22 protein-coding genes are annotated in these 25,884 nt (G+C 73.4%); 11 read left to right on the forward strand and 11 right to left on the reverse strand.

From position 1 onward, the window contains the following. Window positions 1–381 precede the first annotated feature (381 nt). From D6689_00005 to D6689_00025, 5 genes are all read left to right on the forward strand, one after another. Window positions 382–765, forward strand: a complete 384-nt coding sequence (locus D6689_00005) for a hypothetical protein (GenBank protein ID RMH45348.1) — start codon at window positions 382–384, stop codon at window positions 763–765. Between the two features lie 78 nt (window positions 766–843). Then, a complete protein-coding gene (locus tag D6689_00010; GenBank protein ID RMH45349.1) occupies window positions 844–1,026 on the forward strand; it encodes a hypothetical protein in 183 nt (60 codons plus the stop codon). A gap of 51 nt (window positions 1,027–1,077) precedes the next feature. Further along, window positions 1,078–1,767, forward strand: a complete 690-nt coding sequence (locus tag D6689_00015; protein ID RMH45350.1) for a hypothetical protein — start codon at window positions 1,078–1,080, stop codon at window positions 1,765–1,767. A 128-nt stretch (window positions 1,768–1,895) separates the two neighbouring features. After that, the gene (locus tag D6689_00020; GenBank protein RMH45351.1) at window positions 1,896–2,114 is read left to right on the forward strand and encodes a hypothetical protein; all 219 of its coding nucleotides are present in this window, start codon (window positions 1,896–1,898) and stop codon (window positions 2,112–2,114) included. Continuing rightward, a complete protein-coding gene (locus D6689_00025) occupies window positions 2,111–2,935 on the forward strand; it encodes a hypothetical protein (protein ID RMH45352.1) in 825 nt (274 codons plus the stop codon). Before D6689_00020 ends, D6689_00025 begins: the two co-directional genes overlap by 4 nt. 351 nt (window positions 2,936–3,286) lie before the next feature. On the opposite strand, the gene D6689_00030 is transcribed toward D6689_00025, so the two are convergent. From D6689_00030 to D6689_00080, 11 genes are all read right to left on the reverse strand, one after another. Further along, window positions 3,287–4,354: a squalene synthase HpnC gene (locus D6689_00030; protein RMH45353.1), complete on the reverse strand. Its 1,068-nt coding sequence runs from the start codon at window positions 4,352–4,354 to the stop codon at window positions 3,287–3,289. Next, a complete protein-coding gene (locus tag D6689_00035; GenBank protein RMH45354.1) occupies window positions 4,246–5,568 on the reverse strand; it encodes a hydroxymethylglutaryl-CoA reductase, degradative in 1,323 nt (440 codons plus the stop codon). Before D6689_00035 ends, D6689_00030 begins: the two co-directional genes overlap by 109 nt. Window positions 5,569–5,804: 236 nt before the next feature. Next, entirely contained in the window at window positions 5,805–6,758 is a 954-nt protein-coding gene (locus D6689_00040; GenBank protein ID RMH45355.1) for a hypothetical protein, read from the reverse strand. Then, on the reverse strand, window positions 6,706–7,659 hold the full coding sequence (gene mvaD / locus D6689_00045) for a diphosphomevalonate decarboxylase (GenBank protein RMH45368.1): 954 nt from the start codon (window positions 7,657–7,659) through the stop codon (window positions 6,706–6,708). The genes D6689_00040 and mvaD overlap by 53 nt, the downstream gene beginning before the upstream one ends. Then, a complete protein-coding gene (mvk, locus tag D6689_00050) occupies window positions 7,656–8,585 on the reverse strand; it encodes a mevalonate kinase (protein RMH45356.1) in 930 nt (309 codons plus the stop codon). Before mvk ends, mvaD begins: the two co-directional genes overlap by 4 nt. Continuing rightward, on the reverse strand, window positions 8,582–10,246 hold the full coding sequence (locus tag D6689_00055; GenBank protein ID RMH45357.1) for a type 2 isopentenyl-diphosphate Delta-isomerase: 1,665 nt from the start codon (window positions 10,244–10,246) through the stop codon (window positions 8,582–8,584). Before D6689_00055 ends, mvk begins: the two co-directional genes overlap by 4 nt. Window positions 10,247–11,701: 1,455 nt before the next feature. Then, a complete protein-coding gene (locus D6689_00060; protein ID RMH45358.1) occupies window positions 11,702–12,580 on the reverse strand; it encodes a decaprenyl-phosphate phosphoribosyltransferase in 879 nt (292 codons plus the stop codon). An 81-nt stretch (window positions 12,581–12,661) separates the two neighbouring features. After that, complete coding sequence (locus D6689_00065; GenBank protein RMH45359.1) at window positions 12,662–14,281, reverse strand: TRAP transporter large permease; 1,620 nt, start codon at window positions 14,279–14,281, stop codon at window positions 12,662–12,664. Then, window positions 14,281–15,042 carry a TRAP transporter small permease subunit gene (locus tag D6689_00070; protein RMH45360.1) on the reverse strand — a complete coding sequence of 254 codons (762 nt, stop codon included), beginning with the start codon at window positions 15,040–15,042 and terminating at the stop codon, window positions 14,281–14,283. Before D6689_00070 ends, D6689_00065 begins: the two co-directional genes overlap by 1 nt. Then, window positions 14,913–15,935: a hypothetical protein gene (locus tag D6689_00075; protein ID RMH45361.1), complete on the reverse strand. Its 1,023-nt coding sequence runs from the start codon at window positions 15,933–15,935 to the stop codon at window positions 14,913–14,915. The genes D6689_00070 and D6689_00075 overlap by 130 nt, the downstream gene beginning before the upstream one ends. A 4-nt stretch (window positions 15,936–15,939) precedes the next feature. After that, window positions 15,940–16,962: a hypothetical protein gene (locus tag D6689_00080; GenBank protein RMH45369.1), complete on the reverse strand. Its 1,023-nt coding sequence runs from the start codon at window positions 16,960–16,962 to the stop codon at window positions 15,940–15,942. On the opposite strand from D6689_00080, the gene D6689_00085 reads away from it, so the two are divergent. From D6689_00085 to D6689_00110, 6 genes are all read left to right on the forward strand, one after another. Next, window positions 16,709–18,592, forward strand: coding sequence for an ABC transporter substrate-binding protein (locus D6689_00085; GenBank protein RMH45362.1), 1,884 nt, complete (start codon window positions 16,709–16,711; stop codon window positions 18,590–18,592). The genes D6689_00080 and D6689_00085 overlap by 254 nt on opposite strands. A gap of 25 nt (window positions 18,593–18,617) precedes the next feature. Next, window positions 18,618–21,341 (forward strand): HAMP domain-containing protein, encoded by a 2,724-nt coding sequence (locus tag D6689_00090; GenBank protein ID RMH45363.1) that lies wholly within the window; start codon window positions 18,618–18,620, stop codon window positions 21,339–21,341. Window positions 21,342–21,345: 4 nt separating this feature from the next. Beyond that, a complete protein-coding gene (locus tag D6689_00095; protein ID RMH45364.1) occupies window positions 21,346–22,434 on the forward strand; it encodes a diguanylate cyclase in 1,089 nt (362 codons plus the stop codon). Between the two features lie 110 nt (window positions 22,435–22,544). Continuing rightward, complete coding sequence (locus tag D6689_00100; protein RMH45365.1) at window positions 22,545–23,546, forward strand: NAD(P)-dependent glycerol-3-phosphate dehydrogenase; 1,002 nt, start codon at window positions 22,545–22,547, stop codon at window positions 23,544–23,546. A gap of 28 nt (window positions 23,547–23,574) precedes the next feature. Further along, window positions 23,575–24,615, forward strand: coding sequence for a histone deacetylase (locus D6689_00105; GenBank protein RMH45366.1), 1,041 nt, complete (start codon window positions 23,575–23,577; stop codon window positions 24,613–24,615). Then, window positions 24,510–25,884 (forward strand): serine/threonine protein kinase (locus tag D6689_00110; GenBank protein ID RMH45367.1); only part of this gene is annotated, 1,375 nt, incomplete at its 3' end. The genes D6689_00105 and D6689_00110, both read left to right, overlap by 106 nt.

A 25,884-nucleotide genomic window follows, 5' to 3' on the forward strand; every position in this document is an offset into this window, starting at 1 on the left:
AACCTCACGCGGCGCCAGATGGCCGCCGTCCCGGCCGCGCACGCCGCGTGACCAGCCGCCCGGTGGCCGACCCCGCCGCCGATCCGCCCGCTCCGAGATCCGATGCGACATGCTCGTCCGACCGGTTGACCCGGGCCGCGCACCCGCAAGAACGCGGCTCACACCGGGAAACAGGGTTTTACGCGATTAGCTCGTTCGCATAATTTGTGATGGCTTACGCGCGATCACAGGCGGGACGCGAGCAGCGGCTGCGTTCAAACCGGCAAGCGAACGGCTGCCATGGGTCCGGCGACGTTCCGTGTCGTGAGGGCAGAAGGGTATACCGGGATGGGACGTAAATCGGCGGCGAGCAACCCGGGGGCGAAGTCGGATAGGCCGACGTTGCGGGTCCTCGTCGACGAAACCCAGGAGCGTCTGTTCGATATCAAGCGCCGCTGGTACGTGCTGCGTGCTTTCGAGCAGGAACTGGTCAAGCGAACACGAAACAAGTCCTTCCACGTTCACAGCGTCGTTCTGTGGGACATGGTGGTCGACCACCACTGCATGCTGGTCATCGACCTGGCTTCATGGGCGCGCGGCCTGTGCGGCCGCCAGGGGCTGCTGAACCAGATCAAGGCGCGGTGCAACGAGTTGCCGCCGCCGAGACGGCCTACCTCCGACGAGGCCTCCGATTGCGTCGAACTGGCGCGCGCGGAGCGCCGCGAACGTGCATTCAAGACTCTGTTCGAAAACTGTGTAAACAAGAAAAACACCAGGTGCGCATGAACAAGTACGGGTGGGGGTCCCGGTGAACCTTCCCATGCCTTGACTCCGTGCCCGGGTCCGGAGTCATGCTTGGTGTCGATGACCGCTCGGTGGACCGCGTTTGTATATCTCGCTGCCGCGGGCGCCGGCCTCGCCGCCCCGTTGGGCTGCGCCGACCGCGGCGACATCGCCGGCCCCGTGCCGCCGTCTGCGCCGGCGATCCGGGCCCACGACGTGCCGGGGTCCTCGCAGGTCGTGCTCGCGATCACCGGCATGGATTGACCCCGCGGTTGACCGCCCCGGGTTCGGGCGGCGCTCGAACGAGTCGATGGCGTGGAGCACGCCGAGGTGAGCTTCGACGACAAGCGCGCGGTCGTGTCGGTCGGTCCCGGCGGCGCGAGCACCGAGGCCATGATCGCGTCGCTCGAGGCGGCCGGCTACGGTGGCTCGGTCGTCGACGGGGGCGCGGGCGCGGCCGCGCCGCCGCCACCGCCGGGGTATAGCTCGGCGCCGTTTGCCGAGCGGGTTCGCGTGCGCGCGGTCGTCGACCGGGCGCCGCTCGCGCCGGGCGAGCCGTTTCGCGTCGCGGCCGTGATCGACGTCGCCGACGGATGGCACATCTACGGCAACCCGGTGGGCCCGGGCGTCGGCAAGCCGACGGTGGTGTCGCTCGTCGACGCGGACGGCGCGACCGGCGCCGCGGCTCGCTACGCACCGGGCGCCAAGGTCGAGCAGGACTTTGGCGACGCCGGCAAGACGTGGGTCTACGAGTCGACCGGGCGCGTGGTGCACTACGTCGCGGGCGCGGTCGCGGCCGACGCCGCGCCGGGACCGCGGAGCTGGAAGCTGCGCGTCGAGGCGCAGGTGTGCGACCCGGGCCACTGCATCCCCGGCAGCGCGGTCGTCGACGTCCCGGTCGACATCGCGGCGCGCGGGGCCGCACCGGGCCGCGCGCGCGACGCCGACCTGTTTGCCGGGTTCGAGGCCGCGCGCGCCGCGCCGGCGGGGCAGGGGGCGCCGTGATCGGGCGGCGGGCGCTGATCGCCGGCGCGATGGCGGCGGCGTGTGCGGCGCGGCTGGGCGCCGCGGTCGCGGGCAAGCCCGACCGCAGCTACTACCTGCACGTCCACGGCATCACGTGACCGGGTTGAATGACCAACCTGGTCAAGCAGGTCCGGCAGGTTGCCGGCGTGGACATCGTCAGAGTCGTCGACTTCAAGGCCGGCGTGTTCGAAGTGCGCCCCAAGCGCGGCAAGCGCCCGTCACCGCGCGCGGTGTGGGACGCCGTGGGCAAGGCCGGGTTCACCGCCGCCAAGCTCGTGACACCCGAGCGCACGTACACCAAGCGCCCGCCCGAGGACGCGACGTGACCGCGCGGATCGCGGCGGTGGCAATCGCGGTTGCGGTCGCGGCGGCGCCGTCGGGGGCCGGCGCCGGCGGCATTCACAGCAACACTGCGCTGTCGCCGGGGCGCGGGCAGTTCGTCTATCGCGGTCAGCTCCGGTTTCACCGGCTCGTGGGCGGCGGCGACACGGCGGTCGCCGCCGATCGGCTCGCGATCGTCAACGTCGGCCTGTGGGCGGTGCACGAGCGGCTCGCGATCATCGGCGTGGTTCCGCTCGTCGCCCAGACCGGAACCGCGCGCCCGCCGGCGCCGGGGGAGGCCGTGGATCTCGACGACATCGGCGCCGGGGACGCGCGGGTGATGGCGAAGCTGCGGCTTCTGTCCACCGACGGTCGCGGCTCGACGGCCCGCGTCGCTGCCGTCGCGGGGGCGGTCGTCCCGAGCCACGACGCGCCGTTTTCGTCCGAGTCGTATGGAGCGATCGCGGGAGTGGTCGCCACGCTTCAGACTCTCGAGCGCTCGATCGACGTGGACGCGGCGTGGACGTTCGCGACCGGAGACGGTGCGCGCGGAGACGACGCGCTCGCGTACGACGCCGCGTACACGCACACGCTGATTACCGACCAATCGATGGACGGCGACATCTGGCAGCTCCGGGCCGTGATCGAGGTCAACGGGTCGTCGACGACCGGCGGGCGTCACATGGTGTTCGCGTCGCCCGGGCTCGTGCTCGTGCTGCCCGAGATCGCGGTCGAGCTGTCGGCGCAGGTCCCCGTGGTTCGCGACCTCGGCGGCGACATCGCGCCGGGGACCGTGGCCGTGGCCGGGTTTCGCCGTACCTGGTAGGCGCGCGCGGTCCTCGCACCAGGCGGCTGTCGCCTACAGGCGCGCCAGCGAGGTTGCGAGATGCGAGGCGACGTTCGGAGCACGCCCGCAGCGCACGAGCGCGCGCATACGGCACCGAAGGGAGTGAGGACGTATGCCGAAGTTCGCTCGCAGATCGCGACCGCAGCTACTGGCTATGCGCAACAGCCGTGTATAGTTGCTTGTCGCGTACGCGGCCGCACGTACGCGCCGACGCGTCGCCGTCGGAACTCGTGGTCGAAGCCGACGAGCCGACGTGCGGCGGTGGCGAGCGGCCGCGCTTCGCGGCGCGGGGCCGCCGTAGAACGCGCCGGGCGGGGCGTCCGGCGGCGGTTACCGGCCCAGCCAGCGGGCGAGCGTCTCGCCGCGGTGCGACAGCGCGCCGCCGCGCCAGCGCAGGGCGCGCAGCACGACGGCGGCCTTGTCGGACTGCGACAGCGCCGGCCGCCGCACGAGCACGCGGCCGCCCGCGCGCTCGATCTTGTCGAGGATGCGCATCCCGCCGTGCCACATGAGCGCGACCTCGATCGCGAACTCCGGGCCGATCCGGTCCACCAGCGGGCGGGCGCGCTCGAACAGAGCGCGGGTGCGGGCGACCTCGTAGCGCACGAGCGCGTCGAGCGCCCGGGTGACGCGCCCGGCGCGCAGGTCGGCCTCGGCCACGTCGAAGTGGCGCAGGTCCTCGGCCGGCACGTACAGCCGCCCCCGCGCCAGGTCGGCGCGCAGGTCCTGCCACATGCTCGCGAACGCCAGCCCGTGCGCGAGTTCGGTCGCGTAGCGGTGCAGCGCCGGGTCGCGGTAGCCGCCCAGGTACAACAGGAGGTGGCCGAGCGGCGCGGCCGCGTGGGCCGTGTAGCTCAACAGGTCGGTGACGGTCGCGTAGCGCGCGACGTCCAGGTCCATGCGGAAGCCGGCGAGCAGCTGCTGGAACGGCGTGATCGGCAGATCGAACCGCGCGGCGGTGTCGGCGAGCGCGACGAACACGGGGTGGTCGGGCGGCTCGCCGTGAAAGCACGCCTCGAGGCGCGTCTCCCACGCGTCCAGTTCGCGCGCGCGGCGCCCTTCGTACTCGGGTTCCGTCGCGAACTCGTCGGCGGTGCGGGCGAACGCGTACAGCGGGAAGATGTGGCGGCGCAGCGCCGTCGGCACGAACACCGACGCGACCGGGAAGTTGTGGTGGCGCGCGCGGGCCAGCGCCTCGCAGTAGCGGTAGCAGGCGTCGAGTTCGAGCGGCTCGGCCGGCAGCGGCGTGGCCTCCCACGGCTTGGTCTTCGATGCGGCGACGCGGTGGATCACGGTCGTTCCTCGGGTAGGTCCTCGCCGGGGAGAGTGGCGCGCGCGTCGGTTTTGCGCAAGCGGCGAACGATCGCGCGGGCGCGGTCCACCTTGACCTCGCCGGATGCGGCCAGCTCGGCCGCCACCCGGTCGACCAGATCGCCGCCGGCGCCGGCCGCGCGCGCGACCACCCGCGCGTGCAGCGACATGTGGCCGCGCTGGATGCCGTCGGTCGCGAGCGCGCGCAGCGCGGCGAGGTTGCTCGCGAGCCCGGCGGCGGCCGCCACCGCGGCCAGCTCGCGCGCGCCGCGCACGCCGAGGATACGGAGCGCGAGTTGGGCGCCCGGGTGGGCCTGGACGGCGCCGCCGACGGTCCCGACCGGCATTGGCAGTTCCAGCGTGCCGACGAGCGCGTCACCGTCGTCGCGCCACGTGGCCAGCGGCGCGTAGCGGCCCGTCCGCGCGGCGTATGCGTGCGCGCCGGCCTCGACGCCGCGCCAGTCCTGCGCGGTGGCGACGAGGACCGCGTCCACCCCGTTCATGATGCCCTTGTTGTGGGTGGCGGCGCGGTACGGGTCCATCTCGGCGAACCGCGACGCGGCGGCGATGGCGGACCGCACGGCGGCGCCGCCGAGCGCGTCGTCGGGCACGCGCGCGGACACCCGCGCGAGCCGCTCGTCGGCGAGGTTCGACAGGATGCGCAGGCCGACGCGGCCGCCGGCGATCCGGGCGACGTCGTCCGCGATCCCCTCGGCGATCCCGTTGACCGCGTTGGCGCCCATGGCGTCGCGGCAGTCGACGCGGACGTGGACGACGACCACGCCGCCGTCCGGGTCGCCCGGGCGCGACAGCACGCGCGCGGCCAGCCCGACGGGGCCGCCGCCGCGCGCGACCATGCGCGGCGCCAGCGCGCGCACTCGGTCGAGGATCGCGTTGGCCTCCGCGTCGATGCGGCGGGCGGCGGCGTCGGGATCGGGCACGTCGACGACCTGGACCTGGCCGAGCATGATCGGATTGGACACGCGCGTGACGAAGCCGCCGCCGGCTCGGACCATGCGGGCCGCGTTCGCGGCGGCCGCCACGACCGACGGCTCCTCGATCGCCATCGGCACCACGTAGTCGGTGCCGTCGACGAGAAAGTTGGGCGCCACCGCCAGGGGCAGCGCGTAGGTGCCGACGACGTTTTCGATCATGCCGTCGGCGGCTTCGACGTCCAGCCCGCCGGTGTCGAGCGCCGCCAGGGCGGTCGCGTCGAGGCCGCCTCGCGCGGCGAGCCGCTCGCGCCGCGCGCGCACGTCGAGGCGGTAGAAGCCCGGGATGCGCGAGGAGCCACCTGCCATCGTGCCGACGCTATAGCACGTCGCGCCGCTCCGTCGCCCGCTCGCCGGCCGGCGGTCAGCCGACGGGGTGCCGCGCGCGACGGACGCCGTCCGGTTGACGCCGGCGGTCGCCCGGCGGGGTCGCCGGCGCGCCAGCCGACGGGGGCGCCGCGCGGGTCGATGGCGGTCAGCCGACGGGGGCGCCGCGCGGGTCGATGGCGGTCAGCCGACGGGGACGCCGCGCGGGTCGATGGCGGTCAGCCGACGGTGACGCCGCGCGGGTCGATGGCGAGGTCCATCGGCGGCAGGCCGGCGGCCGCGAGCGCGGCGCGCAGATCGCCGGCGCGGTCGGCCGGCGCGGCGACGAGGGCGATGTCGCCGCCGCCGGCGCCGGTCGGCTTGACGGCCGCGCCGAACGGGCGGGCGACGGAGCGCAGCCGCGTGTGCGCGTCGGTCCACAGGCGCACGCCGGCCGCACCGCCGAGCGCCGCGATCGCCTCGCCGCCGTCCGCGATCGCGGTGATCGCGTCCGCGGCGCTGCCGTCGCGGCCGAGGGCGCGGATCAGCCGGGACGCCGACGCCGACACCCGCGCGGCGAGCATGTCGTAGACCTGCGGCCGCGCGTCGCGCAGCGCGCGCACCCGAGCGACGAGGTCCGGCGTGTCGGCCGGTTGGCCGGTCCACACCGCGACGAGGGCGACGCCGGGCGGCAGCTCGGCGCGGGTGACGGCGAGCGGATCGTCGTCGCCGCCGGTGCGCTCGACGACGAGCACGCCGCCGTAGATCGCGGCGGCGACGTCGGCGCCGCTGCCGCGCGCGCCGCGCCGCGCCTGGGCGGCGGCGTGCGCGCGATGGGCGACGGGGTGGACGCGCGCCGGGTCGCCGGTGCCGAGGGCGAGCGCGGCGGCGGCCACGGTGGCGGCGGCCGACGACCCGAGGCCGAGCTTGGTGCCGCTGGCGTCGCACAGCGCCGAGGTGTCGACCGCGACGCGCGCCGCGCGGTCGCGCGCGTCGCCGTCGACCGCGTCCCGCACGGCCTCCAAAAACGGCGACAGCGACGGCGGCTCGTCCGCCAGGCGGGCGACGGCGCGCCGGGTGACGGCGACGACGACGGCCTTGGCGCCGTCGAGCACGACGTACTCGCCGGCCACGAGGATCTTACCGGGTGCTGACGACACGAGCGGGGCCACCGGGGCCGCTGACGAGGACATGGCTCACTCCTTGGACCGCGCGCAGCGCGGCGGCGACGGATTCGGCGCGGTCGGCCGACGTCAACACCTTGACGTGCGGCCCCGCGTCGATGGTGTAGTACGCGCCGTCGATCGCGTCGACGGCGTCGAGCAGGGCGAGGGTTTCGGGGCGCCAGTAGCGGATGGACGGCCGCGACGCGAGCGCGGCGGCGTGCATGGCCATGGCGCTGGCCTGGGCGACGCGGCCGAGCGCGTCGAGGTCGCGCGCGGCGATCGCGTCGCGCGCGGCGGCGAGGTCGCCCGGCACGCACGCGAGCCACGCGCGGTACAGCGGTGACGTCTCGGCGCAATGGGTCATCGCATCGCGCGACGACACCGGCTTGGCCGCGCCGCCGCCGACGACGGCGATCACCATGCGCACCGGCCAGTCGGTCGCGTCGTCGATCGGCCGGGCGAACTCGTCGCCCATCTCGACGAAGCCGCCGAAGATCGACCGCGCCGCCGAACCGCTGCCGCGGCGCGCGAGGGCGCTCAGGTCGGCGGCCGGCAGGTCGAGGCCGGCGGCGGCCGCCGCGGCGACGGCGAGCGCGGCGAACGCGGACGCGGACGACGCCAGGCCCGATGCGGTCGGAAAGTCGTTGACGCTGGTGACGTGGGCGCGGGTGTCGATGCCGGCGCGGGCGCGCACGAGGTCGAGCACCGCCGACACGCGGCCGGCCGGCGCGGGGCGGCCGTCGAGCACGAGCTCGTCGGCCGCCAGCAGCGGGTCGAACGCGACCGCGGTGGTCGTCGTGAGCGCGCCGAGCGTGAGCGACAGGCTCGGCGCGGCCGGCAGGTTGTGCTCGGCGTCGCGCTTGCCCCAGTACTTGACCAGCGCGATGTTCGCGCACGCGCGCGCGGTCGCGCGGCCCGGCGCGGTCATCGGCCGCCCTCCGGCGACGGCCGCGTCGCGCCCACGTCGCAGGCGAAGCCGTCGAAGCCGGCCGCGCGCCACGCGGCGACGACGTCTTCCTCGCGCCCGGGCGCGAGCGCGACGACCGCGCCGCCGCCGCCCGCGCCGGTGAGCTTGGCGCCCGCGGCACCGGCGTCGCGGGCGATCGCCACGAGCCGGTCCAGCGCCGGCGTCGACACTCCGAGCGCGGCCAACAGCGCGTGGGCCTCATCCATCAGCGCGCCGACCTGCGCCAGGTCGCCGGCGGCCAGCGCGGTCGCGCCGGCGGCGGCGAGCGCGCCGAGGCGGTCGACGCGCGCGGCCTGCGCCGGGTCGGCGGCGCGCGCGGCGGCGACGCGCTCGACCATCGCGCCGGTGGACCGCGGCTGCCCCGACAGGCCGACCGCCGCGCGCAGCGGCGGCGCGGCGAGCGGCGCGAACCCCGCGCCGCGCCGGAACACGCCCAGGCCGCCGCGCGCGGCGAGCGCGACGTCGACCCCGCTCGGGTTGGCGTGAAACGCGCGCTCGGCGAGGTTGGCGATGCGGTCGACGTCGCCGGCGGCCAGCGACACGCCGGCCGCGGCGGCGACCGCGCGGGTGGTCGCCACCGCGAGCGCGGCCGACGAGCCGAGCCCCGCGGCCGGCGGTAGATCGGCGCGGGCGTCGACGGCGAACGCAGCGTCGCTCGGGGCGCCCGTCACGGCGCCGACGATCGCCGCGAGCGCCGCGCCCACCGCGGTGCCGTCGCCGGCGGTCGCCGCGGCGTCCCACGCCGGCACCGACAGCCGGCTCGGACCGGCGCCGGTCCGGCGGGCGGTTGCAACGACACCGAAACCGAGCGCGCCGGCGACCGCCGGGTGGCCGTAGACGACGGCGTGCTCGCCGAGCAGGATGACCTTGCCGAACGCGACGGTCATCCGCGCGACGCCTCCGCGGCCGAAGCGAGGCCCAGGTCGTCCAGCCACGCCCGCAGCTCGGCGCCCAGGTGGCGCGGTGCGCGCGCCAGGTCGCGCGCCGCGCCGCAGCCGGACAGCAGCGCGACGGCGCGCACCGACGCGATCACGCGCTCCAGGTAGCGGCGCGCGCCGGGCACGCCGCCGGCCATGTACGCGCGCAGCACTGGCGCGGCGAGGCCGCCGGCGGTCGCGCCGAGGGCGAGCGCGCGCGCCACGTCGAGTCCGGACCGCAGTCCGCCAGTGGCGATCACGTCGAGGCCGGCGCGCGCGCACGCGACGACGCTCACCGCGGTGGGTACGCCCCAGTCCCACAACTCGTCGCCGAGCGCGGCCGCGTCGCTGCCGGCGGCGGCGCGGCGCTGCTCGACGGCGACCCACGACGTGCCGCCCGCGCCGGACACGTCGACCGTGCGGACTCCGATGGACGCGCACGCGGCGGCCGCGCGCGGCGACAGGCCGCAGCCGGTCTCCTTGACGATCAGCGGAACCGGCAGCGCGCCGGCCAGCTCCGCGATCGTCGCGACGAGGCCGGAGAAGTCGCGGTCGCCGCCGGCTTGCACCAGCTCCATCGCCGGATTCAGGTGGATCGCCATGGCGTCCGCGCCGATGCGCCGGGCCAGCTCGGCCACGCGGTCCGGCCCGAGCGCGCGCGCCTGGACCGCGCCGAGGTTGCCGATCAGCACGACGTCCGGCGCCGCGTCGCGCACGCGGAACGTCGGCTCGAGTTCCGGGTGCTCCGCCATCGCTCGCTGCGAGCCGACGCCGAACGCGATCCCGAGCTGCTGCGCGACGCGCGCCAGGTCGCGGTTGATCGCGCCGGCCTCGTCCGTGCCACCGGTCATGCCGCTGACGACCACGGGGGCCGACAGGCGCCGGCCGGCGAGTTCGACGGACAGGTCGACGTCGGCCAGGGCGCGCTCCGGGAGCGCCTCGTGGATCAGGTGGACCTGCTCGAGCAGCGTCGTGCGCGCGCGAAAGTCGGCCGCGCCGCTGGCCGCGACGGCGATGTGGTCCGCCTTGCGGCGCGCGATGGCGGGCTTGTGTCCCACGCGCGCGGTTGTAGCACGCCGCCGCAGCCGGCCGAACGCGCCCACACCGGTCGCGCCGTCGCGACGCCGCCCGGCTGCGGCGGGGCGGTCGGTCTGCGCCGCGAGTCGGCGGTGCGCGCGGTCGACGCCGCGAGTCGGCGGTGCGCGCGCCGCGCGGCGGGGCGCGCTCGGGCACGCCGCGCGAGCGCGCCCGGCTGGGCGCGCGCGCCGCGGCCGGCGTTCACGCGGTCGTGCGGACCGCGATCCCGGCGGAGTACCCCAGTCGGTCGCGGATCTCGCGCAGGGCGGCGTCGGCCGCCGCGTCGAGCGCGTCCAGCAGGCTGTCACCGCCGCCGGCGGCGGGCCGCAAGAACAGGTCGACGACCTCGCGGCCGCCGCGGCGGCGCAGTGCCGACCGCAGCGCGGCGGCGTCGGCGCGCGAAGCGAAGCGGAACACGCGGCGGCGCGATGGTGAAAAGTCGAACTGGAAGCCAAACCCGGAGTCGAAACGAGGGCCGTCGCCGTCCATCGCGCGGGCGACGGCGTCGGCGATGCCGCTGCGCAACGCCGCAAGCGCCGATGTGGGTGTGTCATCAACGAATAGTTCGTTGACCGCGTCGCCGAACCGGTCGAGCGCGTCGACCACGCGGCGCGCGGGCGGGCCGGCGCGGCGCGCCGGCGTGCCGCGCGTCTCGACGGTCGGCTCGTACACCCCCTCGGCGATGCCGAGCGCGCGCAGCAGCCGCGTGCCGCGGTCGGCGACCGCGAACGGTTCGTCGCCGCGCAGAACGACCGCACCGTCCTCGATGGACGCGGTCACGCCGGTCGCGGCGGCGTTGATGCGGTCTACCACGTCGCGAACCGAGTCGCTCTTGGGGTCGATCGCGATCTCCGCGCCGCCGATGTCGAGCACTCCCGCCCGCACCTTGCGCAGCGCGTGCACGCGGTTCATCGCCGTGTCGATCTCGTCGACCTGACCCGGGTCGAACGTGCCGCCCGCGAGCTTGGTCGCCGCCGCGAACCCCGACGAGTCGTGGCGCAACTCGATCGGGTCGGAGCGGCCGTCGGTCCGGGTGAGCACCACGCGTTCGGTCGCGGCGTCGAACGTCGCGTCGATCCCCGGGACCGTCTGGCTGATGCGGGCGAGGACGTCGCGCAGCGTGTCGCCCGAGCGGACGTGCACCCGGTGGCCGTCGATGTCGAACGAGCCGGGGCGGACGGTCCGCGGGTACTCGAACCGCGGGTCCGTCGCGCCGGTGCCGTCGACCGGCTGGTCGGGATCGACCGCGGTCGGCGTCGACGCCGACACCGCGATCGAGAACTCGTCGCCGGCGACGATCGTCCCGGGGCCGAAGCGCAGGACGAGCCCGTTGGCGAGCTCGTGGTCCGCGCCGGGCCGTTCGCTGGCTCGAAACCGGAGGCGGTCGACCTCGCGGCCGCTGCCGTCGCGCACGGCGATCTCGATCCGCCCGCTGCGCTTGTCCCGGTCGCCGACCACGCCGCCGCGGACGACCGTGAACCGGAGGTCGGTGTCGCCGTTGGACCCGTCGTAGGCGCCGGTCGCGGTGATGGCCGAGGTGGAGGCGCCCGCGAACGCGGGCGCTCGCGGCGAAAACGACGTCGGCGTGGCGTTGACCTCGTCGGCGCTCGTCAGCGAGGCCGGCCGGCCGGGCCGAAGCCGCGTCGTCGCGATCGCGATGCCCGGAGTCGCGACGGTCGTCTCGGTTCCCGGGCTCGCCGGCCGCCGGGCAGACAGCGCGGTCCGCAGGTCCGCGAGCGCGCGGCGCATCGCGACAGCGAGCCGGTATGTATCGCGAAGCTCCCGGAATTCCGCGGAGGTTCCCGCGGGCTCGACCGCGCGCACGCGCTGCTGGATCAGCGGGTGCAGGGGCCCGACGGGCCCGATTGGACCGGTCGCCATGCCCACCAGTCGGTCGCCGGCGCGACGGCTTGAGCCCGGGCCGGCGGGCTCGGCCGACCCGGGTGGCCGCCGCCCGGACGGAGCGCCGGCGGCGCGCGCGGGCCGGCGGCGCCGCGGGCCGCCGAGCGTCAATAGATGATCGCCAGCACGGTCGCGCCCCATGCGGCGAGGTTCACGAGGAACAGCGGATCGCGCAGGATGGCGTCGGTCGGGCTCTCGTCGCGCGGGTGCCATAGCGACAGGCTGAGGAATCGCGCGATGCCGATCGCCGGAAACGGGGTGGTCCACACCAGGTGGCGGGTGCCGAAGAAGGCGACCGTGCGCGCGTCGAGGGTGTACAGGGCGTAGGCGGTAGTCGTCGCGGCGGCCAGCGCGTACATCGCCGCGCGCAGCGTTCGCAGCGAGTAGCCGGCGAGCGCGGCCCGCGTGGCGGTCGCGCCGTCGCCGGCGGCCGCGAGTTCGTGCGCGCGCTTGCCGAAGCCGAGCATCAGTGCCAGCAGCGCGGTGCACGCCAGCAGCCACGGCGACACGGGCACGTGGATCGCGTAGGCGCCGCCGAGTACGCGCAGCAAGAACCCCGCCGCGATGATCGCGACGTCGACGAACGCGATGCGCTTGAGCCGGAGCGAGTAGGCCAGGTTGGCGACGCCGTAGGCGGTCGCGACGGCCAGCAGTTCGATCGACAGCCACGCCGCGACCGCGAGGGCCGCGGCCGCGAGCACCGCCGCCACCGCCAGGGCGGTGCGCTCGCCGAGCTGACCGGACGCGATCGGCCGGTGGCGCTTGAGCGGATGGCGGCGGTCCTGGTCGACGTCGCGGACGTCGTTGAACGCGTACACCGCGCCGGACAGCGCGCAAAACGCGGCGGTCGCGGCCGCCGCGCGCCACGCGTACGCGGCGTCGAACAGGTGCCGGGAAAACACCAGTGGCGCGATCACGAACGCGTTTTTGACCCATTGGCGAGGCCGCAGCGTCCGCAGGATTGCGCTGGCCGTGGCCGGCATCATCGGGCGCGGTATCCGGCCACCGAGCGCGCGGCGGCGGTCGGCCAGCCGCCACCGCAATGCCGCGCGTTCGACTGCGCCGCGCTACAGGTCGCCATCGTCGTCGTCCCAGTCGAGGTCGTCGTCGTCGCCGCCGCCGGACTCCGCCTTGTAGTCGGCGATCGCTTTGGTCCGGCATGCGTCGTCGGCGCACTTGCTGTAGGCGTCGAACAGTCCCTTGCACGCGAGCCGGTCGAGGTCGGTGTCCATGTCGTCGCAGTCGTCGAGCTTCAGCACCCGACCGTCGCCGAGGTCGATCTGATCCACGTAGTCGAGCTTCTTGCGCTCCGCCTCGACCAGGCGGACCAGCGGTCCGACCAGGCCCGTGCGCTTCGGCGGCGGGACGACCGTGAGCGCCGGCACGTACGTGACCAGGCCGAGCGCGACGATCATCATGGACAAAAACGGGAGCGTCGACCGCACGACCGCGACGATCGGCTGGTTGAACTTGAAGCTCGCGATGAACAGGTTCAGCCCGACCGGCGGCGTGAGATAGCCCAACTCGAGGTTGAGCAGGAACACGACGCCAAGGTGGTACGGGTCGATGCCGTAGTGCATTGCGATCGGCGTGATGAGCGGGACGACCACCACGATCGCGGAGAAGATGTCCATCAGCATGCCGACGAACAGCAACATGACGTTGAGCGCCAGCAGGAACGCCCACTTCGAGTGAATCGTGGACGAGATCCACTCGACGATTGCGTCGGGAACCTTCGCCGTGACGAAGTAGTTGGTGAGGCCGGTCGCGCACAGGATGATGATGAAGATCGCGCCGACGAGCGCCATCGACTCGCGCACGATGCGGAACAGCGCGCGCGCGTCGATGTCGCGGTACAGGTAGGCCTCGATCAGGAACACGTACAGCGCGGACACCGACGCGACCTCGGGGATGGTGAGAAAACCGGTCCCGATCGCCGCGAGGATGAACACCGGCAGGGCCAGCTCCGGCAGAGCGATGGTCAGCGCGCTCGCGAGTTCCCGCAGGTCGAACTGCTGGCGCGGAACCTTGCGGACCACCGCGACCGCCATCGCGTAGATGCAGATCACGCCGCACAGGACGATGCCCGGCACGATGCCGGCGAACACGAACCGGTCGGTGGCGAACTCGATGAGTTTCATCTCGCCCTGGCCGGTGTCGGACGCGGTCTGGGCGGCCATGCCGTAGACCGTGCCGTAGATGAACAGCGGCAGCGCCGGCGGGAACAGCAGGCCGACCGAGCCGGTGCCGGCGACCAGGCCGAGCGAGAACCGCTGCGGGTAGCCCTGCTTGATGAGGGCCGGCATGACGAGGCCGCCGAGCGCGACGATGGTGACGCCGGACGCGCCGGTGAACACCGTGAACACGGCGCACGCGAACACGGTCACGACCGCGAGCCCGCCCGGCAGCCAGCCGAGGAACGCCTGCGCGGCGCGGACCATCCGGTCGGCGGTCTTGGCCTCGGCCATGAGGTAGCCGGCAAAGATGAACAGCGGAATGGTCGACAGGATCTGCGCCTGTTCGCCCTGGCCGAGCCGGAACACTTCGGTGATCGGTCCGCCGAACTCGTCGAACAGGCTGCGCGGCAAGCTGGCCGCGCCGAGCAGCGTGCCGCCGATCATCACGGTGAAGATCGGTGCGCCGAGCGCGAGCAGGGCGATCAGCCCGATGAGGAGCAGCGTCAACATCAGTGCACCGCCTGGTCGTCTTCGATCACCTCACCGCGGGCGAGTCCGGCGGCGATCTGCACGGCGCGGATGATCTGGTGCACGGCGATCAGGGCGGCCGCGATCGGCAACGCGAGCGCGCCGTCTGCCGCCGACAGGATCTCGTAATCGGTTTCGGTGGCGACGGCGGCGCGCAGGCGCAATCCGCCGTAGCCGAAGGCGGCACACATGGCCACCGTGAACAGGGCCGTCACGATGCGCGCGATGGCCCGTCCGCGCGGCGACAGCGCGCGCGTGAGCACGTCCATGCGAAGGATCTGTTGGGTGTGCGCCGACAGCGCGGCGCCCGACAGCGCGATGAAGAACACCGCGTAACGGATCGCTTCGAACGTCCACGCGGGGCTTTCGTGAAACAGGTTGCGCAAGATCGCCTGGTAGACCGCGACGCCGATCAGGATGGCGAGCAGCGCCGCGACGACGACTTGCTCGGCGCGACCGATCGCGCGGTCGATTGCGAGCAGCGCGCTCAGCCAGCCCGGCTCGTTCGCGGCGCCGGTGTGGCTCGGCGCACGGTCGCGCGGCGGGGAGGTGTCCCGGGGTGCGTCCTGGTCGGCCACTGCCGCTAATCCTATCGAACGCGTGGCGGGCTCGCCTACGGCCGGCGCGCATTTTTGCGCGCACGCAGCTCGTCGCGCAGGGCGACCGCGCGGTCGAGTTCCTCGGCCGAGTACAGGGCGCCGCGCAGGTCGGTCCACACCGCGCGCGCCTGCGCCGCGAACCACGCGGCGAGCGCCGGCGGCGTGTCGACGATCTGCAGCCCGCCGGCGACCATCGCCCGCAGCGCGCGGCGATTGTCCCGGCGCACGCGGGCGACGAGTTCGCGGCTGAGGCGGCGTGCGAACGCGTCGAACGCCGCGCGATCGGCGGCCGACAGACCCGCCAACGCGTCGGCCCGCAGCACGACCGCGCCCATCGAGTAGGCCACCGGCATCGACGACGCATAGCGCACGCCCGTGTGCCACTGCATCGCGACGATCGCCAGCGGCGGGCCGTAGACCGCGTCGATGCGGCCGCTCGCGAGTGCGGCGGCGACGTCGGGGACCCCGAGCGGCACTCCGTTGAGGCCGATGCGGCGATACAGGGCGCGGACGATCGGGTCGTCCTGCCACGCCCACGCCTTGATGCGGTTGAGGTCCTCGCGCGCGCGCACCGGCCGGTTCGAGTATAGATAGGTCCAGCCGAGATCGCCGTAGGCGGCGAGCACGAACCCCCGCTGCGCAAACGCCGCCTGAAACTGCGGCCACATCTGGGCGCGCACGTAGTCGACCTCGGCGGTGCTCTCGAACAGAAACGGCAGTTCGAGCACGCGGATGCCCGGGTAGATCAGCGACAGGCCGACCGACGTGAGGACCGCGCCGTCGAGGCGGCCGCGGCGCAATTCGCGCACCATTTCGCGCTCGCTGCCGCGGGCGCCGCCCGGATAGAGCTTGACCGCGACCCGCCCGGCGGTGGCGCGGCGCAGCTCGGCCGCCGCTTCCTCGAGGATGTTCAGCCACGCGGACCGCTCGGGCGCGAGCGTCGCGACGTCGAGCGTCCGCGCCGGCTGCGCGGCCGCGACCGCCGGGGCGGACGCCGCGCACGCCAGCGCGATCGCGGCGATGCGCGCGACCGCCATCGCGTCAGAACCAGTCTTTTTCCTGTTTCAGGTAGCGGCGCGCTTTGTGGTGCGCGAGCTCGTTGGCCAGCCGCTGCTCGGGGAACACCGCCGGGTTGGTGCGCAACACCTCGAGCAGCAGCTTGCGGAACAGCTCGCGGTCCTGGTTGATCACCGCGTACGTGCGCGCCTGCATCACCTTGACCATCAGGAACTTGCCGTCGGTGACGGCCGCGGCCTGCTCGAAATACTGTTTGGCGGCCTCCGGGTTGCCGCCGAGCGCGGCCCCTTGCGCGCTGTTCATCATCCCGAGCGCGAGTTGCGGCATGCCGTACTGAAACTTGGGGTCGAGTTGGATGACGCGTTCGAGCATCACCTTGGCCTTGGGCAAGTGCGCGATCATCGCGATGTCGTCGCGGTTCATGTTGATCGCCGACCCGAGCCCCATCGCGGTCCAGAACAGGCCCTTGATCTTGCCCTTGCCGGTTTTGGCCGCGAGCTTCTTGACCGTGTCGAGATCCTTGAAGATCGCGTCCTGCCAGTCCTTGCCGAGCAGTTTGAGGCCGTAATTCATGCAGCGCAAAAACAGGCGCGACGTGCGCTGGCGCAGGTGCTCGGCGTCGGCGAAGCGGCGCTCCATGCGCGCGACCTCGTAGTCGTCCTGCACGAAACCGGTCGCATACGAGCAGTACCCCTCCGCGAGGATCTCGATGAGCTTCTGGTTGCTCGGGTTGGCGACGTAGAAGCCCTCGACCGTCTTGAGGGCGGCGGGGATCGCGGCCCGCGCGAGATCGATGTCCGACTCCATCTGGGTGGACTTCTTCGCGCGGTACAGCACGTCGGCGGTCGTGTCCATCGCCGACTGGGTGATGAACGCCTTGCAGCCGAGCAGCGTGGATGCCAGCGCGATGACGAGCGAAATACGACGCATCAATAGCCCCCTGTGTGACTCCTGCGCGCCCGACGGCGCGCGCCGCCGGGCCGAAATTCGCCGCGAGAGTACGCGCCGCGGTCGAAGCCTGTCAATGTCTGGCCGGCGCGGTAACATCTCCCCAGTGCGTGTCGCCCTGTCCGTGTACCTCGGTGCGATCGCCGCGCTCGCCGCGTGCGACCCGGCCGATGCGCTGGACGCCGCCGGCGGCCAGGTCGTCGCGACGCGGGCGGTGCGGCCCGGCACGCACGGGGCCGACACGCTGATCGTCGGCCGGCCGTTCGATGCGATCTGGCTCGATCCGGCGCGCGTGACCGACAATGAGTCCGTCGAGGTCACCGAGCAGATCTACGACCGGCTGCTCAATTATCGGCCCGGCACGCACGAAATCGAACCGGGTCTCGCGGTGGCGTGGGAGACGTCAGACGGCGGGCGCGTGTGGACGTTCAAGCTGCGCCCCGGCGTGCGGTTTCACGACGGCACGCCGTTCGACGCGGACGCGGTCGTGTTCTCGTTCGAGCGCCAGCGCGATCCCAACCATCCGTTTCACCGCGACGACTTTCAATACTGGGGCGGGACGTATCACAACATCGTGTCGATCGAGGCGGTCGACGAGTTGACCGTGCGCATCACGATCGAGGAACCGTACGCGCCGTTCGAGGCGAACATGGCGATGTTCCCGGTCGCGATCGTGTCGCCGGCCGCCGTGCGCAAATGGGGAGACGACTATGCGGAGCACCCGGTCGGCACCGGGCCGTTTCGCCTCGCCAGCTGGACCCGGGGCGACCGCATCGTGCTCGAACGCAACGACGACTATTGGGGGGGCGCGCCGCAGATCCGCACGCTGGTGTTTCGCACGATCCCGGACGCGCGCCAGCGGCTGATCGCGCTCGAGTCGGGCGCGATCGACATCGCCTATTCCATTCAACCCGAGGAGCTGCAGTTCGTTCAACTTCACCCCGATCTCGAGTTGCACCGGCGGCCGGCCAACAACGTGGCATACCTCGCGATGAACACGCGCCACCCGCCGTTCGACGACGTGCGCGTGCGTCGCGCGGCCAACTACGCGATCAACAAGGAGCCGATCGTCAAGTTGCTGTACCAGGGGCAGGCGATCGCGGCGGAGGGGCCGCTGCCGCCGACGCAGTGGGGCTACCACCGCGTCGACGAGCCGTACCGCTACGATCCGGCGCGCGCTCGCGAGTTGCTGGCGGCGGCCGCGGCCGACGGCCGTTTCCGTTACGACCAGACCTATACGCTGTACGCGCCGTCGACGCCGCGCCCGTACCTTCCCAACCCGCAGGGCGTGGCGCGCGCGGTGCGCGCGAACCTCGCGGACGTCGGCATCAAAACGGAGTTGGTCGTGCAACCGTTCGATCGCCATCTCGACAGCGTGCGCCGCGGTGTCCACGACCTGTGCATACTCGGGTGGGTCGGCGACAACGGCGACCCGGACAACTTCTTGTACGTCCTGTTCGACCGCAACAACGCACGGGTCGGTTCGGCGCGCAACGTCGCATTTCTCGACGACGCGGAGCTGCACGGGTTGCTCGTGTGGGCGCAGCAATCGCAGGACCGCGAGGAGCGCGAGCACTACTACGCGCGCGCGCAGCGGCTCATCCACGAGCTGGCGCCGTGGGTGCCGCTGGCACACTCGCAAGTCAACGTCGCGGCCCGCCGCGACCTCGCGGGCATCGTGATCGGTCCGAGCGGTCAGATCGACTACAAGGAGGTGCGACGGCCGTGACGCCGGCGCCGTCGGGAGGCGGCAGGTGACCGCGCGCGCGCCGCGGTGGGCGCGCTGGCGCCTGCGCCACAAGCTCGCGCTGTCGCTGTCGATCGCGGCGCTGCTGCCGGTGGCCGTCGCCGCGTGGGTCGCGACGAGCGTGGTGTTGCGCGGGCTCGAGCGCGATCTGCGCGCGGAGACCGAACAGCAGCTCGCCGTCGGCATGAACCTGGTGTTGCGCCACGTCGAGCGCTACGGGCACGACAGCGTGCGGCTGGCGGCCGAGCGGTCGCTCGCGGACGCGCTGGCGGCCGGGGACGCGGCGGCGATCGCGCGGCTGCTCGACGAGCAGGACCCGCTGCTGCCGGCGTCGCTCGTGCAGGTCGCGGACGCGGGCGGGCGCGTGGTTGCGACGCACGTCGTCGGCGATGCGCGGCGATTCTCTGGCCTGTCGCTGCCCGAAGGGCATCCGTCGTGGCGCGATGGTCTCGCATACGAGCGCAAGGTGAACATCACGGCGGTGGACGGCACGTTGGTCGTGCGCGCGATCGCGCCGGTCGTCGACGCATCGTTCTTGCTGCGCGGCGCGGTGGCGCTGTCGGCGCCGCTCGACGGCGACTTCGCCGACGCGGTCAAGGGCGCGCTCGGCACCAACGTGATGTTGTTCGCGGCCAGCGGCGGCGGCCGCACGTCCTTCGTCGACGACACGGGTGGCCGGTTCATCCACGATCCGGTGGACCCGCGGGTGGCCGCGCTGGTGGCGGGCGGCGACAGCGTGCTCGCGCGGCGCGCCATCCTCGGGCGGGAGTATGCGGTCGGCTTCGCGCCGGTGCGCGATCTCGAGGGCCATACGGTCGGCACGTTCGCGGTCGCGGTCGACCGCCGGCCGGTCATCGACGCGCGCCGCGCCGCGATGCGGTCGCTCGGCCTGGGCGCGGCCGGTGCGTTTGCGTTCGCGCTGGGGCTCGCGGGATTGCTGTCGCGCCGGATCACGCAGCCGATCGGCCAGCTCCACCGCGGCGCGATCGCCATCGCGCGCGGCGATCTGGATCACCGCATCGACCTGCGCGCCGGCGACGAGATCGGCGACCTGGCCCTGGCGTTCAATCAGATGACCGTCGCACTCAAGGAGAACCGCGAGCGTCTGGCGGCCCGCATGCGCGAACTGGTCGCCCTGCACGACGCCGGCCGGGCGGTGTCGTCGGTGCTCGGCATCGACCAGTTGCTGCGGCGCATCGTCGACGCGGTGTCGCGCGTGTTCGACGTGCGCCTGTGCACCGTCTGGCTCGTGGACGGCGACGCCCTGCAGATCGGCGCCGGCCGAGTCAAGGCGCGCGACGCGCGGACGACCCTGCGCGGCGACGCCGTCGCGGACCGGGCGCGGCCGCTCGAGCCGATCGCCCGCGAGGTCGTCCAGACGCGCGCAACCCTGCGCATCGATCGCGTCGCGGACGACGCGCGGCGGCGGGACGCCGCGGTCGCCGCGGGCGTGTCCGGGTCGCTGCTCGCGACGCCGCTCGAGCACAAGGGCGCGGTGGTCGGCGCGATCCTGGTCGGCCGCGGGCGCGACGCGGCGCCGTTTTCCGAGGCGGACGCAAACCTGCTGGCGACGTTCGCCGACCAGGCGGCCACTGCGATCGACAATGCGCGGCTGTACGAGCAGGTCCGCAGTCTCAACGAGGCCCTGGAGGAGAAGGTGCGCATCCGCACGGCCGAACTCCAGCGCGCGCTCGACGAGCTGCGCGACACGCAAGCGCAGTTGTTGTTGTCCGAACGGCTCGCAGGGCTCGGCCAACTCGTCGCCGGCGTCGCGCACGAGATCAACTCGCCGACGGCGGCGATCCGCGGCACGGTCGACGCGCTCGAAGAGAACGTGCGGCGCCTGGCGGCCGCCGCCCGGCAGGTGGCCGAGCTGCCCGTGCCGGCCGCCGATCGCGGGGCGTTCCTGGCGGCGGTGGCGGCGGCGGCCCCGGAGGCGGCGGCGCGCCGGCGGTCCGCCCCGGCGGAGGTGCGGAGGCTCGCGCGCGACCTCGCGGCGCGGCTCGCCGGCGCGGGCGTCGATGCGGCGAGGGCCCAGTCGCTCGCGCGGGCGCTCGCCGAGTTGGGGGCGCCGGCCGTCGCCGACGCCGTCGTCGCGGTCGCGGCCGTGTCCGACCCGGGCGTGTGGATCGACTACGCGAAGCAGGTCGTGTTCCTGCACCGCAACGCGGAGACGATCCGCAACGCGGTGCATCGCGTCCAGCGCATCGTGCGAGCGCTCAAGAGCTACTCGCACCTCGACCAGCAAGCGGCGCGGGTTCCGTCCGATCTGCACGAGGGCATCGAAAACACGCTCGTGTTGCTCGACCACGAACTCGCCGGGGTCACGTTGGTTCGCAAGTATGGGGAACTACGAGAGGTTCCGGTGTTCGTCGACGAACTCAACCAGGTGTGGACGAACCTCATTCACAATGCGGTGCAGGCCCTCGGCGGGCGCGGTACGATTACAATCGAGACGTTGCAGGACGGGAACGAGGCGGTCGTTCGCGTGATCGACGACGGCGAGGGCATCGCGCCGGAACTGCTCCCGCGCATCTTCGAGCCGTTTTTCACGACGAAGCCGCCGGGCCAGGGGACCGGCCTCGGCCTTGGCATCGTGCGCAATATCGTGGAAAAACACGGGGGCCGGGTCACGGCGACGTCGCAGCCGGGCCGCACCTGCTTCGAGGTGCGGTTGCCGCTGCACGGCGGCGCAAGTCAGACGACCGGCGACGACCGGATGACCGGATGACGGCATGAACTTCACCCAACACGCTCGCGAGACCATCCTCTGCGTCGACGACGAAGAGGGCGTGCTCAGTGCGTTGCAGCAGCAGCTCGACGCGCGGTTCGGCGACGAGTGCGACATCGCGCTCGCGTCCAGCGGCCAGGATGCGCTCGAACTCGTCGACGAACTCGAGCGCGAGGGCGAGCCGCTCGCCGTCGTGATCGCGGACCAGATCATGCCGGGCATGCCGGGCGTCGAACTGCTCGAGCGCATCCACGCGCGGTCGCCGCTGACGACGAAGATCCTGCTCACCGGCCAGGCCGGCCTCGACGCGGTCGTCGCCGCCATCAACCGCGCCAAGCTCAACCACTACATCCCGAAGCCGTGGGACGAGGCGAACCTGCATCTCGCGGTCGAGAATCTGTTGCGCCAGTACCGGCTCATGGCGGAGAACCGCAAGCTCATCGAGGATCTGCGGTCGAAGAACCAGGCGCTGCTCGACATGAACCGCGAACTCGAGGCGAAGGTCGCGGAGCGGACGAGCGAGTTGGCCGAGGCGAACGCGCGGCTCGCGCAGCTCGCCGTGACCGACGGACTCACCGGCCTGTACAACCACCGGCACTTCCACGAGCGGCTCGCGCTCGAGGTCGAGCGGTCGGCCCGCAACGGGTTGCCGCTGTCGCTGCTGATGATCGACGTCGATCATTTCAAGCACTACAACGACCACAACGGCCATCCGGCGGGGGACGAGGTGCTCCGCGAACTCGCGCACCTGATGGGCGACGGCCGCCGCGCGAACGACTTTTGCGCCCGCTACGGCGGCGAGGAGTTTGCGATCGTCCTGGTGGACACGTCGAAGCTCACCGCGGCCCAGGTCGCCGAGCGGCTGCGCGCGCGCGTGGCCGACTACCCGTTTGCGCACGCGGAGACGCAGCCGCTCGGGCGGCTGTCGGTGTCGATCGGCGTCGCGTCGTTCCCGGACGACGCCGCCGGCGCCGAGGCGCTGGTGCGCCAGGCCGACGCGGCGCTGTACGCGGCCAAACACGGCGGCCGCAACTGCGTCGTGCTGGCAACCCCGACCGGGTCGGCGCGCGACGACGAGACGACCGAAGGATAGACCGGGCGGGCCGCGCGGGGCCGACGCGTCCGGTCGCGGGAGGGCCTTCGCCGCCGGTCCGACCGCGGCGCGGGGCGGCGGGAGCGGCGCCCGGTATATGATGCCGGCCCATGGACATCGCGGTCGTGGGTGCGGGCAGCTACGGGACGGCGCTCGCGAAACTATTGGCGGACAAGGGACACGCGGTGACACTGTGGTGCCGCTCTCCGGACCGGGCCGCCGCGATCGCGGCCACACGGCGAAACGACGCCTACCTGCCGGGCTTCGAGTTGCCGGCGTCGGTGGACGTCACGGCCGACCTGGCGGCGGCGGTGGCCGGCAAGCCGATCGTGTTGGGCGTCACGCCCTCGCACGCCGTGCGCGACGTGCTCGGCCGCGCGGCACGGCACCTCGATCCGGATGCGATCGTCGTCAACGCATCGAAGGGGCTCGAGGAGGGCACCCTCGACCGGATCGATCAGATTTATTCGGACGTCTTGCCCGCGCCCTTGGCCGCGCGCGCGTGCTTCCTGTCGGGCCCGACGTTCGCCAAGGAGCTCGCCGAGCGGCGGCCGTCGGCGATCGTCGTCGCGAGCGCCGACCTGGCGGCCGCCGAGGCCGTCCAGCGCGCATTTTCGACCGACCGGTTTCGCGTCTACACGTCCGACGACGTGATCGGGGTGCAGATCGGCGGCGCGCTCAAGAACGTCGTCGCGATCGCGGCCGGCATGTCCGACGGGTTGGACTTCGGCCTCAACGCGCGGGCGGCGCTCATCACCCGCGGGCTGGCGGAGATCTCGCGTATCGGCGTCCGGCTCGGCGCGCACCCGCTGACCTTCGCCGGGCTGTCGGGCATGGGCGACCTGGTGCTCACCTGCTCGGGCGAGCTGTCGCGCAATCGTCAGGTCGGGCTCGCGCTCGGCCGCGGGGACAAGCTCGACGACATCGTCGGCCGCACGAACATGGTCGCCGAGGGCGTCAAGACCACGCGCGCCGCGCACGAACTCGCCGCCCGGCTGGACGTCCGGGCGCCGATCGCCGACACGATGTACGCGGTGCTCTACGAGGGGCTCGCGCCCGCCCGGGCGGTCGAGACGCTGATGACGCGCGCGCTCAAACACGAGCGCGAGTGACGGTCCGGGCGAGCGCGCGCGGTGTAGGATGCCGTCCGGGGACATGAGCGTCGTATACGTGCTGGACGAGGTGTTTTTCCGCCACCGGCCGCCCGGGCCACACCCGGAGCGGCCGGAGCGACTGGCGGCCGTGCGCGACGCGTTGCGGGCCGCCGGCGCCGAGGAGCGCGCGCGGCGGCTGCCCGTGCGCGAGGCGCGCCAGGAGGAACTCGAGCGGGTACACGCGCCGGCGTACGTCGCCGAACTCGAGCGCACGGTGCCCGGGCACAGCGGCTGGCTCGACGGGGACACGTACTACGGCCCCGAGTCGTGGCGCGCCGCGCTGGCCGCGGCGGCGGCGGCGGTCGACGTCACGGCGGCCGTGCTCGACGGCGGCGCCCGCCGGGGATTGGCGCTGGTGCGCCCGCCCGGGCATCACGCCGAGGCCGACCGCGCGATGGGGTTTTGCCTGTTCAACAATGTGGCGGTCGCGGCCGCTGCGGCGCGTGCAGGCGGCGTCGGTCGCGTCGCGATCCTCGACTGGGATGTCCACCACGGCAACGGCACGCAGCACGCGTTCGAGTGCGACCCGACCGTACTGTACGTGTCGATACACCAATACCCGTACTACCCCGGGACGGGCGCGGTCGACGAGGCCGGCCGGGACGCGGGCGAGGGGTTCACCGTGAACGTGCCGCTGCCGGCTGGCTGCGGCGACGCCGACTACGCGCTGGCGTGGGAGAGGGTGGTCGAGCCGGCCCTGCGCGGGTTCGAGCCGGATCTGATCCTGGTGTCCGGAGGGTTCGACGCCTACCGCGGCGACCCGCTCGCCCAGATGGCGGTCACCGTCGACGGCTTCCGCTGGCTGGCGGACCGGGTGCGCGCGGTCGCCGACGACGTCGCCGGCGGGCGGCTGGTGTGCGCGCTCGAGGGCGGCTACGACCTCGCGGGGCTCGGGGGCTCCGTGGCGGCGGTGTTCGACGCGTGGACGTCGCCGGCCGGCGGCGTGCAGCGGCCGGCCGGGGAGCCGACGCCGGCGGGGCGCTCGGCGGTCGAGCGCGCGGCGGCGCAGCACGCGAGGTGGCGATGACCCCGCAGGCTCTGGTCGAGCCCGCGCGATTCGGCGATCGGTACACGCTGATCGAGCGCGTCGCGGTGGGCGGTATGGCCGAGATCTACCGCGCGCGGCAGGACGCGATCGCCGGCTTCGAAAAAGACGTGGTGATCAAGCGGCTCAAGCCGGAACTGGCTGGGGACGATCGCGTCGTCGATATGTTCCTCGACGAGGCGCGGATCAGCGCGGTCCTCAACCACCCGAACGTCGTGCACGTCTACGACGTCGGGGAGGCCGGTGGCACGCCCTACATCGCGATGGAGTACATCGCGGGCGAGGAACTCACCGACCTGTGCCGGCGCGGGCTCCAGCTCGGCCGGTTCCTGCCGCTGCCGCACGCGGTCGAGCTGATGCGGCAGGCGGCGCGCGGCCTCGGCTACATCCACGCCAAACGCGGCAAGGATGGCGAGCCGCTCGACATCGTCCACTGCGACATTTCGCCGACCAACTTGCTCGTCACCGAGGACGGCGAACTCAAGATCATCGACTTCGGCATTGCGCGGTCGCGCCATCAGCGCGCGCGGGACGCCGCGATCTTGCCGGGCAAGCTCAGCTACATGTCGCCCGAGCAGGCGAGCCGCGGTCCGGTGGATCATCGATCGGACATCTTCTCGCTCGGCGTGGTCCTGTACGAGATCACCCTCGGCCGGCGGCTGTTCAAGGGGAAGGCGAGCGACGTCGTCCAGCGGCTGCGCGAGGGCGACATTCCGCCGCCGACGTTCGTACGCCGCGACTACCCGGGGCCGCTCGAGGCGGTGGTCATGCGCGCCCTCGAGCGGCATCCGGAGGACCGCTACGAGACGGCGTACGACATGGCCGACGAGCTGTCGGAGTTTTTGCGCGAGGCGGACCTGCGAACCGGGCCGCTGCGGATCGCGCGCTACCTCGACCAGCTCGCGGCCGCGGCCGGCGGCGCGCGGCGCGCCGAACTCGTCGCGGAGGCCGAGCGCCGCGCGGCCGAGGCCGAGGACGAGCTCGACTTCGATCGCGGGCTGTTCGACGGGTTTCGCGGGGCCGAGGGCGGGTCGGCCGAGGCGGCGGCCGAATGGGACGAGGTGGACGAGGACACTCGCGAGATCGCCGCGGCGCTGGGCGTGGCGCCCGACCAGCTCGACCGCGGCGGCGCCCGGGTGGAGGCGCTGTCTGCGGGCCGGAGCGGGCGCATCGACGGCGCGGCGGCGGACGCGGGCGGCGCGGCGGCGGACGCGGGCGGGGAGGGCGGCGCGGGCGCGGGCGGCGCGAGCG

The organism is Deltaproteobacteria bacterium, from assembly GCA_003696105.1.
Taxonomy (GTDB): domain Bacteria; phylum Myxococcota_A; class Polyangia; order Haliangiales; family J016; genus J016.